Genomic DNA, 13,400 nt, shown 5'->3' on the forward strand with positions numbered 1-13,400 from the left:
GCTGCTACAGACCCAACTCGCCCTCGAACTCGCCGGCCTCGATGCGCTTCTTGACCGCATTGAGGAACCTGGCGGCGTCGGCACCGTCGATGGTCCTGTGGTCGTAGCTGAGCGCGACGTAGGCCATTGAGCGGATGGCGATCACATCGTCACCGTCGGCGTCGGTCACCACCACCGGGCGCTTCACCACCGCTCCGGTCACCATGATCGCCGACTGCGGGGGAGTGAAGATGGCGGTGTCGAACAGCGCCCCGACGCTGCCGGTGTTGGTCAGCGAGAAGGTGCCACCGGACAGCTCGTCCGGCCCGATCTTGTTGCTACGGGTGCGTTCTGCCAGATCGGCGATCTTGCGGGCGATACCGCCGAGGTTCAGGTCGTCGGCATTCTTGATCACCGGAACGATGAGCCCGCGCGGGGTGTCGACCGCCATGCCGAGGTTCACCGTCGGGTGGTAGGTGATCTCCTTCAGGTCATCGGACAACGTGGAGTTGATGACCGGGTACACCTTCGCGGCCTCGACGGCGGCCTTGACGAAGAACGGCAGGAACGACAGCTTCACGCCCTCGCGCTGTTCGAAGCTCTTCTTGGCCTGCTGACGCAGCTTCGCGACCTTGGTGACGTCGACCTCGATCACCGTGGTCAGCTGCGCCGAGGTCTGCAGCGCCGCCACCATGTTCTTGGCGATGGTCTGCCGGATCCGCGGGGTCTTCTGCGTGGTGCCGAGCAGCTTGGTCGCCGCCTCGTCCGGCACCGGAGCGCCGCTGCCGGCCGGCTGCCCTGCTGCCGCGGCCGGCGCGCCGGACGCCGCCGGTGCGGTGGTGGCCGCCCCGGCAGCCTTCGCCGCCTTGACCACGTCCTCCCGGCGGATGCGGCCGCCGACGCCCGTGCCCTGCACCGTCGAGAGATCGACTCCGTTGTCGGCGGCGAGCTTGCGGATCACCGGCGTGACATAGCCGGCAGCACCTGCGCCACCGGCGTCCTTGGGGCTGAGCGACTCGGTGGCCTTGGCCGCCGGGGCCGAAGCTGCCGGAGCCGCGGACGCCTGCGACGCGGCCTGCGATCGGCCGGGCGTCGAACCGCTGCCCTCGGCGGTGACTTCGTCCTCCTTCTCCGCCGCTTGCGGGGAGCCGGAGGGTTCGATCTCGTCCAGCGGCTCGGCCTGCTTGCTCGGCTGGTTTGTTGGCTGCTGGGCCGGCCGGCTCGGTTCCGCCGCCGACTGCTCGGCAGAGCCGGCGCCGTCGGAGCCGGAGCCGGAGTCGGAACCCGAGTCAGAATCAGAGCTGGAACCGGAGTCGTCGCTCGCGCCGGAGCCGGAGCCGGCGGACGCATCACCGATGACGGCGAGCTGGCCACCGACCTCGACCGTCTCGTCCACCTGGGCGTTGATCTGAAGCAGCGTGCCGGCCACCGGTGACGGAATCTCGGTGTCGACCTTGTCGGTGGATACCTCCAGCAGCGGTTCGTCCACCGCGACCTCGTCACCCACCTGCTTGAGCCAGTTGGTGACGGTGCCCTCGGTGACCGACTCGCCCATCTCCGGCAGGGTCACGGGGGTGCCATTGCCGGATCCTCCGCCCGAGCTCGAACCCGTTCCTGCTGTGGGCTTTTCGGCTGGTTGCTCGGTGTCCGACGACGGCGCTTCCGGTGCCTCGGACGCGGCCGGAGCTGCTTCCGGTTCCGGCTGCGCCTGCTCGGCGGCGTCATCGTCGTTGGCGTCGGCACCGGTGCTGTCGGCACCGCCGGAGTTGTCGGCGGATTGGTCCGCTGAGCCGGAGTCGTCGGCGCCCGAACCGGAACCGTCGCCGATGATCGCCAGGTCCGCGCCCACCTCGGCGGTCTCGTCCTCCGGCACCAGGATCTTCTCCAAGGTGCCGGCGACCGGTGACGGAATTTCGGTGTCGACCTTGTCGGTGGACACCTCCAGCAGCGGTTCGTCGACCGCCACCTCGTCCCCCTCGGCCTTGAGCCAGCGGGTGACCGTGCCCTCGGTGACGCTCTCACCGAGGGCGGGCATCTGCACGGACTGCGACATGGGTTCTCCTTCTTCGGGTTCGGCGCGAAGTTCCGGCCGGCGTGACTGCTGTCAGTTCACCGCAGCTGCGGTGTGCGCGCGAGTCGGCGCCGGTGCTGACGGTCGATCAGTGGGCGGCGTGCAGTGGCTTGCCGGCCATCGCCAGCATGGTCTCGCCGATGGATTCGTACTGCGTCGGGTGGGCGTGGATCAACGGTGCGACGTCTTCCGGGTGTGCCTCCCAGTTGACGATCAGCTGGGCCTCGGCGAGCAGCTCGCCGATCCGGCCACCGACCATGTGCACCCCGACGATCGGCCCGTCCTTCACCCTGACCGCTTTGATTCCGCCTGCGGTGCGCAGGATGTCGGACTTGCCGTTGCCGGCGAGGTTGTAGGTGTAGGTCTCGACCTGATCGTCGCCGTACTGCTTCTTGGCCATGTCTTCGGTCAGGCCGACCGACGCCACCTGCGGGTCGCAGTAGGTGACCCGCGGAATGTTGCTGTCCGGCACCACCACCGGGTTGAGCCCGGCGATCTCCTCCGCGGCGAAAATGCCCTGCTGGAAGCCGCGGTGCGCCAGCTGCAAGCCGGGGACGATGTCGCCGATCGCGTACACGTGGTCGACGTTGGTGTGCAGCCGCTCGTCGGTCAGCACGAAGCCGCGGTCCATGGCAATGCCCTGCTCGGCGAAGCCGGTGCCGTCGGTGGCAGGTCCGCGGCCCACCGCAACCAGCAGCAGGTCGGCCTTCAGCTCGGTGCCGTCCTCCAGGGTGACGGTGACGCCGGAATCGTCCTGGGTGACCTTGGAGAACTTCACCCCGGTCTTGAAGTTGATCTTGCGCTTGCGGAAGGCCCGCTCCAGCTGTTTGCCCAGCCACGGATCTTCGGCCGGCACCAGCGACGGCAGCGCCTCGACGATGGTGACGTCGGAGCCGAAGGAGCTCCAGATGCTGGCGAACTCGACGCCGATGACGCCGCCGCCGAGCACGATCGCCGACTGCGGCACCCACTGCAGCCCGAGGGCCTGCTCGGAGGTGATCACCCGACCCTCGATGTCAAGGCCGGGCAGGCTGCGCGAGTACGAGCCGGTGGCCAGGATCAGATCTTTGCCGGTGTAGGTGGTGTCGCCGACCTTCACCGAGGTGCCGCCGACGTAGGTGCCCTCGCCGGCCACCACCTCGATGCCGTGCCCCTTGATCAACCCGGTGAGGCCCTTGAAGTGCTTGCCGACGATCGAGTCCTTGTACTTGTGCAGGCCCTCGATGTCGACGCCGTCGAAGTTGACCTTGAGCCCGACGTCGGCGGCGTGCTGCGCCTCGTCGGCCACCTCGGCCGAGTGCAGCAGCGTCTTGGTGGGAATGCAGCCCCGGTGCAGACAGGTGCCGCCGAGCTTGTCCTTCTCGATCAGCACCACCTTCATGCCGAGTTCGGCGCCGCGGATGGCCGCGGCGTATCCCGCTACTCCGCCGCCGAGAATCACAAGGTCGACGTTGGTGTCCGTCATTGCTGGGCTGCTCCTTGATCGGTTCGATCGCCGTGGTGGGCGCCGCCGCCGGGTCAGCCATCGACCTCCGGCTCCGTTGCTGGGCCGGACGCCGCTGGCGAGGCGGTGGAACGCCGCGACGCCGGCCGCGTTCTTGCGCCGGGCACGCGTCGCAGTGTGCCGATCAGGATCGGTCTGTGCGGCACGCCTCCTCTATCTTGGCACTCCGCAGCGGTGGTCCGCGGGCCGGGGCGACCTCGCGGCATACTGGAGTAATGGGGCTATTCACGCGGCGGTCGAAGCAGACCGGGCAATCCGGGGCGAAGCCGTCGCGCCGCGAGGCCCAGGCCACCTCCGATGCCCTGGCCGAGTGGGTGGCCAACCGGCGCGGCGTAGAGGTGTACGTCGAACCGAAGACGGCCGTCACCGAGAACAGCGTGCTGCTGGTGGCGCACGACGGCGAGTTCACCCGCCGCCGGGTGCCATCGCCCGATGTGGCCCGCACCTTCGCCCGCAAACACGGCCTGCCGATCTACGACGCGACCGTCGTCGGCTACCCGCAACGCATGCGCGACTACTCGCGTCGCGAGACCATCCAGCGGCAGCGCGAGCTGCGCAAGGCTCTCGACGAGGGCTGAGGTCCGGCGGCCGAGCGCGGGTGGCGCGGCCCCGTCCCGCCGCCGCGCCACCCGCACCCCGATCAGCCTCAGTCCGATCAGCCGAAGACCGATCGGCCGAAGACCGATCGGCCCGCAGTCCGATCAAGCGTCGGCCAGGTCCTCCATGGTGGCGAGCAGGGTGCGCACCGGCACCCCGGTGCCGCCCTTGGTGGTGTAGCCGTACGGCGCGCCGGGATGGAACGCCGGCCCGGCCACATCGAGATGCGCCCAGGGCAGCTCGTCGGGGACGAAGGCCGCCAGATAGTGCGCCGCGGTGAGCATCCCGCCCTCGCGGCCGGCGCCGACGTTCTGGATGTCGGCAAGGTACGACTGCAGACCCTCGCGCAGTTCCTCGGGCATCGGCATCGCCCAGCCGCCCTCGCCGGTTTGCCTGGCCAGCTCGGCCACCCTGTCCCGCAGCTCGTCTGTGCCCATCACGCCCATGGTGCGGTTGCCGAGGGCCACCACCTGCGCGCCGGTGAGCGTCGCGGTCTCGAGCAGGTAGTCGGGGTTGTCCTCAGCGGCTCTGACAATGGCGTCGGCCAGGATGATCCGTCCCTCGGCGTCGGTGTTGAGGATGTGAGATGTCTTGCCCTGCTTGCCTTTGCCCGCGTAGTGGGTGATCACGTCGGCCGGCCGGTAGGCGCTTCCGGAAGGCAGATTCTCGGCCAGCGGCACGGTCGCGGTGACGGCCACCGGCAGTCCCAGCGCGGCGGCGCCGATGGTGGCAGCGACAACGGCGGCTGCACCGGACATGTCGCTGGTCATCTCGACCATGCCGGGCATCGGCTTCAGCGAGAGGCCGCCGGAGTCGTAGGTGACGCCCTTGCCCACCAACGCGATCTTCGCCGCCGGCCGGGCCGGACGGTAGCTGAGCCGCAGCAGCCGCGGTGGCCGGGCCGAGCCGGCGCCGACCGCGAGGATTCCCCCGAAACCCTTTTGCTGCAAAGCTTTCTCGTCCAGCACCTCAACGGTGAGCCCGGCGGCGGCACCGGCCTGCGCCGCCCGCTCGGCGAATGCCGCTGGGGGAAGGTCGTTCGGCGGGGTGTTGATCAGGTCGCGCGCCAGCAGCACCGCTTCGGCCGTGACGACGGCCCGCCGCAGCACTTCCTTTGCGGCCTTGTCGGCGCTGGGCACCAGTAGCTTCACCGAGCGCACCGGCGGCTTGCTCGGCTGCTTGTAGCCGGCAAACACGTAGCCGCCCAACGCCAATCCCTCGACCGTCGCGGCCAGGTCGATGGCCGACAGGGTGGTCGCGACCTCGCCGAGACCGGCGACCGCGCGGGCGGCGTTGCCCGCTGCCTTGCGCACCCGTTCGGCGTCCAGCCTGTAGATCTCGCCCAGCCCGACCAGCACCAGCCGGTCCGCGGCCACCAGGTCGGTCCCTGGGACCGTGGCGACCTCACCGAGGGCGCCGCTGATGCCGGCCAACTCGGCGGCCCGCTGCACCTGCGCCCACGGTGACTGCGGCTCCGGCTCGAACGGCAACACCGCGCCGGCGTGTTCCTCCGCGCCGGTGTGCAGCCCGACGATCAGCGCATCGGCCTTCACCTTGCCGGGATCAGCGGTGGTCAGGCTGAACTGCGGTGGCGCGGTCGACGCCGCGGTACCGGCGCCGGTGCCGGCAGCCCGGGCGGCGGACGCCCGTCGCCGCCGGGCCGGTGCCGCAGCTGTTGCCGCCGGGGTTTTTGTGTTGGCACGCTTGGGCTTTGCGCCGGACGCGCTGGCCGTGCTCGCCGAGGAGGTAGCGCCGGTGCCACCGGCGGAAGTATTGCGGGTGGATGTACCGCGGTGAGAAGCGCTACGGCTGGAGGCGCTGCGGCCGGAGGCGCTGGGTTTACTTCCGGACGAAACACTGCGCGGCGCTGCGGACTGGCGAGCCATGAAGTCTCCAAAAGGGGTATGAGAGCTTGATCGGATGCGGCCAAGGGTATCGGCCGGTCAGCTCGGCTCGTCCAGACCGCCGGCGCCGCGGGCCATTTCGTAGCTGGCGGTCACCTCGAGGAAGAACTCGGCGGCCACCGTGGTGAGCTCGGCGGCCTCGCCGGGAGCGCCGTCGCCGATGGCCCGGCTGAGCGCGTCATGATGAATCCGCACCAACTCCAGCAGGCTGACGCCGGCCGCGACACTGTCGCGACCGAGGTCGTAACCCGCCAGCCGAGCGGTCTCGTCCTGCCGGCTGATGAACCGCAGCAGGAACACCAGGTAGTTCTGGGCGATCCGCGCCAGGTCGGCACCCCGCTCACCGGCCGGCGCCCGGTCAGTCACCGAGCGGGCCGCGCACCGGCCGGCGGGGCACCCTGGCGTTCAGGTACGCCAGCCCCTCCTCCAGATCGAGGGCGGTGGGCACCCCGGCTGTGCCCATCCCCAGCTGCACCATCGCGAAGGCCACGTCCGGCTGGATACCGACGATCACCGTGAGCGCGCCGCGCAGTCGCGCCATTTCGGCAATCGTGGCCAACGTCTTGGCGCCGAAGGAATCCAACACATCGAGCGCGGCGACGTCGATGATCACCCCGTTGCTGCGGTACCGGCCGATCTGCTCGACCAGGTTGTTGCGCAGCCGGATCATCTCGGAGTCGTCCAGGGCAGTGTGCACCGATGCGATCAGGTAAGAATCCTGTCGCAGAATCGATACCAGCGCCGGACCGGAGCTCACGTCTCGTTCACGCCATCCTGTCGAGTCACGTTGTAGCCGAGCAGCCGCTCGGCTTCTTCAAGACCGCCCTGCAGATCGCCGATGGTGTTCATCTTGCTGAGGTCGACGCCGATCGTCACCAGCGTCTGCGCGATGGTCGGCGACAACCCGGTAATGATGACGCTTGCGCCCATCAGCCGTGACGCGTCGACCGTCTGCACCAGGTGATTGGCCACCGTCGCGTCGACGTCGGGGGCGCCGGTGATGTCGATGACGACCACCTTGGCGCGGTGGGTGCGGATCCCGGACAGCAACTGCTCGGTGACCTGGCGAGCACGTTCGGAGTCGAGCACCCCGATGATCGGAAGGATCAGCAGCCGCTCGCGCACCGGCAGTACCGGGGTGGACAGCTCCCTGATCGAGTCCTGCTGCTGCCGGATCACCCGCTCGCGCTCCTCGACGAACGACACCGCCACCGTGTTGGCGATCCGGTTCGCCGCCGGCTCGTAGGCATCGAGCACCCGGTTCAGCAACGCGAAGTTGCCCTGGTACTTCTCGAACAGCGAGCGGGCCAGCACGTCGCGCAGCAGCAGCACGATGCCGACCACCTCGTGCGTCTCCACCCCGCGCGGAATGATCCGCTCGGAAAGATCGCGGGCGTAGTGCTGCAGGGCCTCGACGCTGCCGGTCTCCAGCACCTCGACGTAGTTGTCGTAGACCGAAGAGGTCTCGGTGGCCATCTCCTGCGCCGTCATCGCCTCCAGCAGATGGGCGTCGCGGATCCGGGCCGCCCACTGATCGCGCAACTTGGCCCGGTGTTGCTGTAGGTGCGCGGTGAGCTGGGTGAGCAACTCGGCGTTGGCGTTCTGCTCCGAGTCGCTCGGTGCCGGCGGCTGGCCGGTGGCGGCCGGCGGCTGTGCGGCGGCGAACCCGTCCGGGCCGGCAGTGCTGTTGGGGTTGGCGGCGCTGTTGGGGTTGGCGGCGCTGTTCGGGTCGGGGACGCCGGCCGCTGGCGCCGGGTGCAGCGACGCGGCCCAGGCCGCGTCGGCGCTGGGTTCGGTGTCTTGTTCACCGCGCCGGCCCGCCGGGTCGGCGGCCGGACCTGGCTGGTACTCGGTCATCGTTGCTTCCTTCTAGTCGGAGTCGGTGGTCTGCTCGGCCGCGGCATTGCCGCCGGCGTGATTGCCGAGAACTGTTGCCTCATCGGGAGTCCCACTTGGTCATCGTCACGGTGGTGCCGCGTCCCGGTTCGCTGACCAACTGGAACTCGTCCATCAGACGGCGGGCGCCGGGCAGGCCAAGACCCAACCCGTGATAGGTGCTGTATCCCTCGGTCAGTGCCGCCTGGGTGTCGACGATGCCGGGACCGGCGTCGCGGGCGACGATCTGCACTCCGGCCCGTGGCCGGCGCAGCAGCTCGACCACGATCTCGCCCTGACCGGCGAAACGCACGATGTTGCGGGCGATCTCGGAGACCGCGGTCGCGATGGTGGTGAGCGCGGTGGCGGAGAAGGACAACCGGCTGGCCAGCTCTCTGGCTGCCTGCCGGGCGGTGACGATGTCGGCATCGACGCTGATGCCCACCGTGATCTGATCGTCGCTGGTCTTGCCGCGGGCCAGCAGCGGGGTGCTCAGCTGGGCACAGACGTTGCACTGCAACAGATGTCGGGCGGCGTCCAGCTGCCGTTGCCGGCGACGATCGGCCGCCGAGAGTGCCAGCAGTACCGCCCGGCACTGCGGCGTCGGGAGTTCCACGTGCTCGGCAGCCAGCAGGTACTCGATGCGCAGCTTGGCCCGCGCCCTGCTCAACTGGGCGGCGACCGCCCCCGGGGTCGACCCGTCGCGGGCGGCCAGCGTCGCGGTGTCCACCCCGGACACCTCGTGCGCCAACACCAGCGCGCGGTCACGTTCGGACAGCTTGCTCAGTGCGGTCGCCATGGCCGAGCGGTCCTCGCCGGCCAGCAGTGCGGAGTCCGACGGCCCGTCGATGGCGATCTCCAGCGCGCGGTGCTGGTTGCGGCGTTCCCTGTCCTGCCCGCGCCAGTGGTTGGCCAGCACATTGCGGGCGGTGCTGATCGCGTACGGCTCCAGCATGCTCGCGTCGATGCGGTCGATCGCCGTCATCACCCTGGTCAGGGTTTCCTGGACCAGATCGTCGGCCAACGGATCGCCGCCGAGGCGGGCATGCACAATCCGGCGCACGATCGGGATGAGGTGGGTGATCGGCTCGGTTGCCGCCCGCGATCCGGCGCGGGCGTCCGGGTCGGGTCCGTCGGAGCGCGCCGGACCGGGAGCGACCGTCAACTCCGACACGTCCGGTAGCGGCGCGGCGGTCGGCACCGGGGTTGGCGGAACCGCGGCAGGCGGCGGCACCGAGGTCGGCGCCTGCTGCTCACCACCGGCATCCGACGACCGGGCCACAGTCACGCGTTCATCATGGCCCAACCGGAGCGCGCATCGGTCATCGTCACGACACCGGAGCCCGGCCGGCGCGGCGGAAATGTTCTTACCGTCCGGTCTGTCCGTGCGATTGCCCGCCGCGCCGCCTCCCGGTCGGAGAGCGGCGACGGGCCGTCGGCAACCGGACATTCCGGTAGTAGCCGCAGTCGGCTCGGCTCCCGGCCGGCCGGCGCCGACTCGCTGACGGGTCTGGACCCAGCGCCGAACACGCTGGTCGGGACCGGTGCGACGGGGAGAGGCGACGGCGGACACCGATCTCGCGACGGCATGACGCGACGACGCCGGAAAATCGGCGCGGCCTCGGCCGCCGCCCACTTACCGGCACCACATTCCCCTGATTGGGTGGAATTCACTCCATTGCTGCGAGGCGCACCGTGGAGACGAGCGGTGACGCCGTCGTTCAGGAATCCCGGCATTGGCGCGCGGACCTGCGGTGATGCGCCATGTACTCGACACCGTTGACGCTGCTGACGCCGCCGCCGGGCGGGCATGCGCCCGGGTTTCCGATCAGCCGAGCGCTCGTGGTGGCAGGCCACATTCCCGGCCCTCCGGCGTCCGGACACCCGGTGGCGGCTGGCGAAATGGCGCCGACCGCGGACGTCATGCACCGGGCCGGTCGGGGTTTCAGCTGGTGTGTGCGACCCCGCACACTCCGCGCCAACCGCGCGGACGCCTCAAGCGATGCTCGCGGATCCCCGCGACCAACGCCGAACCTGTTCCCGACATGGGAGAAGGGGAATCCATCATGTCGATTCGTCTCAAGCTCGCCAGTGCCTCCGCCGCCGTGCTGCTCGCCACCACGGCGACCGTGCTGCCGGTGACGACGGCCGCAGCCGCACCGGCAAGCGCCGCGCCCGCGGCCGCGTCCGTGCTGCCGTTCCAGGCGAAGAAGACCGCGCCGACCAGCCTGCCGGTGACCGGAACGCTCGCCGACGGCACCGCCTTCACCGGCGCCATCAGCGACCTGACCGCCACCTCCACCAAGGGCGGCGTGATGCAGCTGACCGGCACCATCACCGGAAACGGGTTGCCGGCCGGCGGGACCACGTTCACGACGCCGATCGAAAACCTTGCGGCGCCCGCCGGATGCAGCGTGCTGAACCTCGACCTCGGGCCGCTCAACCTTGACCTTCTCGGTCTGGTGATCGATCTGGCGCCGGTGAAGCTCGACATCACCGCGGTTCCCGGCAGCGGCAAGCTGCTGGGGAACCTGCTCTGCGCGGTGACCCACCTGCTGGACAAGGGCGGCCCGCTGTCGGGGCTGACCAACCTGCTCAACCGGCTGCTCAGCGTGTTGGGCCTGTAAGTCACCCCGCTCTGTTACTGATCTATCCGGAACAGCTCCAGCTGGAACCGCGCGGTGACGCCGGGCCCGTCGTTACTGGCTGACGACAGGGTGCGGTGTCGCCGGCTGTTCCGGCACGGCGCACGCAACGTGCAGCTGATAGCAGTGCCGTGGTCACGGCACCGCGTCATGGGTCTGGAGCAGTACCGGAGCACAGCGCCACCGGCGATGTCGGGTCGCCGGTGGCGCTGTCGCGTCCAGTACCGGTGATCGACCGGGCAGCGACCGAGCAGCCGGACCGCCGCGATAGGTTGACCGCCATGGCCGAGACCCTGCAACAGTCGCCGCTCAACGCCCAGCACGAAGCGCTCGGGGCCACCATGGCCGCGTTCGGCGGCTGGTCGATGCCGATCCAGTACCCGGCAGCCAACGGCGGTGGGGTAGTGGCCGAGCACACCGCGGTGCGCGATGCGGTTGGCGTTTTCGACGTCTCACACCTGGGCAAAGCCTCGGTCACCGGACCAGGCGCCGCCGAGTTCGTCAACCGCTGCCTGACCGCCGACCTCGGCAAGATCAGCGCCGGGCAGGCCCAATACACGTTGTGCTGCAACGAATCCGGCGGCGTGATCGACGACCTGATCGCCTACCTGGTCTCCGACGACGAGGTGTTCCTGGTCCCCAACGCAGCCAACACGGCCGCCGTCGTTGCTGCCCTGCAGCAGGCCGCGCCCGACGGTGTCGAGGTGACCGACCGGCACCGGGACTTCGCCGTGATCGCCGTGCAAGGCCCCAAGTCCGCCGACGTGTTGGAGGCTGTTGGGCTGCCCACCGACCTCGACTACATGGCCTGGACCGACGCGAGTCTGCCGGACGGCAGCAGCGTCAGGGTCTGCCGCACCGGATACACCGGCGAGCACGGCTACGAGCTGGTGCCCGAGTGGGACGCCGCCCCCGCGCTGTGGGAGCAGTTGCTCAGCGCCGCAACGGATCTCGGCGGCCGCGCCGCCGGGCTCGGCGCCCGCGACACCCTGCGCACCGAGATGGGCTACCCGCTGCACGGGCAAGACCTGTCGCTGGAGATCTCACCGGTGCAGGCCAAGGCGGGCTGGGCCGTCGGATGGAAGAAGCCGGAGTTCTTCGGTCGGGAGGCGTTGGTGGCGGAGAAGGCCGATGGTCCGCGGCGGGCGCTGCGCGGTCTGCGGGCGGTGGAGCGGGGCGTGCCGCGTGCCGGGCAACCGGTGCTGGACGCCGACGGCAACCAGGTGGGCCAGACCACCTCTGGCACGTTCTCGCCGACCCTCGGCCAGGGCATCGCCTTGGCGCTGATCGACACCGCCGCGGGCGTTGCCGACGGCGACGAACTGGCCGTCGACGTGCGCGGCCGCAAGCTGAAGGTGGAAGTGGTGAAGCCGCCGTTCGTCGCGTCGCACGTGCGATAGCCGGCCAGCGGTTTTGCCTCCGTCGGATTTCGTCGGATTTCGGCGGACCCGATAGTTGGACGTCCAAGCAACGCGCTAACGTGGTGCCATGACGAGCCCGGTCTTTGCTGTGCAGAAGAACCCGAACCCGGCGACCGACGAGCAGTTGGCGGAGATTTTCGCCGCACCTGGCTTCGGCAACTACTTCACCGATCACATGGCGTTGATCGATTGGGACCCGGAGCAGGGCTGGCACGATCCGCGGGTGGTGCCCTACGCGCCGTTCTCGATCGACCCGGCGTCGATGGTGCTGCACTACGGACAGGAAATCTTCGAGGGCCTCAAGGCCTATCGCCAGCCCGACGGCAGCGTCGCGGCGTTCCGGCCGGACGCCAACGCCAAGCGGATGGCCGGCTCGGCCCGCCGACTGGCGCTGCCTGAGCTCGGCGAAGAGTTGTTCGTGGGTGCGCTGCGGGCGTTGGTCGAGGTCGACAAGCGCTGGGTGCCCAGTGCCGAGCATCAGTCGTTGTACTTGCGGCCCTTCATGTTTGCCAGCGAGGTGGGGCTCGGAGTTCGGCCCTCCAGCGAGGTCACCTTCTGCGTGATCGCCTCGCCGGCCGGCAGCTACTTCTCCGGCGGCGTCGCCCCGGTGACGGTGTGGCTGTCCACCGAGTACGTCCGCGCCTCGCCGGGCGGCACCGGCGAAGCCAAGTGCGGCGGCAACTATGCGGCCTCGCTGCTGGCCCAGGCCGATGCGGCCGCGAAGGGCTGCGACCAGGTGGTCTGGCTCGACGCGGTCGAACGCCGCTGGGTCGAGGAGATGGGCACCAACAACCTGTGTTTCGTCTTCAACGACGGCAACGGCGGGGTCGAGGTGGTGACCCCCGAACTGAACGGTTCGCTGCTGCCCGGCATCACCCGCGACTCGCTGATGAAGCTCTCCAAGGATCTCGGCTACACCGCGACCGAGCGTCGGATCTCCACCGACGAGTGGGCCAAGAGCGTTGACGCCGGCGAGATCACCGAGGTGTTCGGCTGCGGCACCGCCGCGGTGGTGACTCCGGTCGGCCAGGTGAAGAGTGTCGACGGTGAGTTCGGTACCGGTGCCGAAGGTTTGGGCCCGGTCGCCGCCGCGCTGCGGGAAGAGCTCGTCGGAATCCAGAACGGCACCAAGCCGGATCGGCACGGCTGGATGGTTTCGCTCGCAGACTGAGCGGGCGGTGCTCGACCTGAGTGGTCGCGCGGCTCCGGGTGCCGGGTGTTCGGCGGTTCTCGACCTGGGTAGCGGTTCTCGACCTGGGTAGTGGTTCTCGACCTGGGTAGTCGCGCGGCTCCGGGTGCCGGGTGTTCGCTGGCTTGCCTGGCCGCCCCGGTTCGCGGGCTCACCGGGTCGGCTGGAGCCTGACCCGCTTTCCCGGACACCTGAGCTGAGGCGATGATCGTCTC

11 protein-coding genes are annotated in these 13,400 nt (G+C 69.7%); 4 read left to right on the top strand and 7 right to left on the bottom strand.

Annotated features, from left to right (window positions below; genetic code table 11):
• Nucleotides 1-4 precede the first annotated feature (4 nt).
• The gene (gene sucB / locus HKD39_RS15860; RefSeq protein WP_171200843.1) at nt 5-2,032 is read right to left on the bottom strand and encodes a 2-oxoglutarate dehydrogenase, E2 component, dihydrolipoamide succinyltransferase; all 2,028 of its coding nucleotides are present in this window, start codon (nt 2,030-2,032) and stop codon (nt 5-7) included.
• Between the two features lie 106 nt (nt 2,033-2,138).
• Entirely contained in the window at nt 2,139-3,515 is a 1,377-nt protein-coding gene (gene lpdA / locus HKD39_RS15865; RefSeq protein WP_171200844.1) for a dihydrolipoyl dehydrogenase, read from the bottom strand.
• Nucleotides 3,516-3,769: 254 nt separating this feature from the next.
• Between lpdA and HKD39_RS15870 the strand changes: the two genes are divergently transcribed.
• The gene (locus HKD39_RS15870) at nt 3,770-4,132 is read left to right on the top strand and encodes an oxidoreductase (protein WP_171200845.1); all 363 of its coding nucleotides are present in this window, start codon (nt 3,770-3,772) and stop codon (nt 4,130-4,132) included.
• Between the two features lie 123 nt (nt 4,133-4,255).
• On the opposite strand, the gene HKD39_RS15875 is transcribed toward HKD39_RS15870, so the two are convergent.
• The 5 genes from HKD39_RS15875 to HKD39_RS15895 all read right to left on the bottom strand — a co-directional run bounded on the left by HKD39_RS15875 (nt 4,256) and on the right by HKD39_RS15895 (nt 9,218).
• Nucleotides 4,256-6,037, bottom strand: a complete 1,782-nt coding sequence (locus HKD39_RS15875) for a leucyl aminopeptidase (RefSeq protein ID WP_171200846.1) — start codon at nt 6,035-6,037, stop codon at nt 4,256-4,258.
• 57 nt (nt 6,038-6,094) lie between these two features.
• On the bottom strand, nt 6,095-6,421 hold the full coding sequence (locus HKD39_RS15880; RefSeq protein WP_171200847.1) for a phosphatase RsbU N-terminal domain-containing protein: 327 nt from the start codon (nt 6,419-6,421) through the stop codon (nt 6,095-6,097).
• On the bottom strand, nt 6,414-6,812 hold the full coding sequence (locus HKD39_RS15885) for an STAS domain-containing protein (protein ID WP_171200848.1): 399 nt from the start codon (nt 6,810-6,812) through the stop codon (nt 6,414-6,416). Before HKD39_RS15885 ends, HKD39_RS15880 begins: the two co-directional genes overlap by 8 nt.
• A complete protein-coding gene (locus HKD39_RS15890; RefSeq protein WP_212754631.1) occupies nt 6,809-7,912 on the bottom strand; it encodes an STAS domain-containing protein in 1,104 nt (367 codons plus the stop codon). The genes HKD39_RS15885 and HKD39_RS15890 overlap by 4 nt, the downstream gene beginning before the upstream one ends.
• A 79-nt stretch (nt 7,913-7,991) precedes the next feature.
• A complete protein-coding gene (locus HKD39_RS15895) occupies nt 7,992-9,218 on the bottom strand; it encodes a sigma-70 family RNA polymerase sigma factor (RefSeq protein WP_212754632.1) in 1,227 nt (408 codons plus the stop codon).
• Nucleotides 9,219-9,996: 778 nt separating this feature from the next.
• Between HKD39_RS15895 and HKD39_RS15900 the strand changes: the two genes are divergently transcribed.
• From HKD39_RS15900 to HKD39_RS15910, 3 genes are all read left to right on the top strand, one after another.
• Nucleotides 9,997-10,557, top strand: a complete 561-nt coding sequence (locus HKD39_RS15900; RefSeq protein WP_171200850.1) for an ABC transporter substrate-binding protein — start codon at nt 9,997-9,999, stop codon at nt 10,555-10,557.
• Nucleotides 10,558-10,856: 299 nt separating this feature from the next.
• Nucleotides 10,857-11,975 carry a glycine cleavage system aminomethyltransferase GcvT gene (gcvT, locus tag HKD39_RS15905; RefSeq protein WP_171200851.1) on the top strand — a complete coding sequence of 373 codons (1,119 nt, stop codon included), beginning with the start codon at nt 10,857-10,859 and terminating at the stop codon, nt 11,973-11,975.
• Between the two features lie 88 nt (nt 11,976-12,063).
• Nucleotides 12,064-13,167, top strand: a complete 1,104-nt coding sequence (locus HKD39_RS15910; protein WP_171200852.1) for a branched-chain amino acid aminotransferase — start codon at nt 12,064-12,066, stop codon at nt 13,165-13,167.
• Nucleotides 13,168-13,400 lie beyond the last annotated feature (233 nt).

The organism is Nakamurella aerolata (assembly GCF_013002705.1).
GTDB classification, from domain to species: Bacteria; Actinomycetota; Actinomycetes; order Mycobacteriales; family Nakamurellaceae; genus Nakamurella; species Nakamurella aerolata.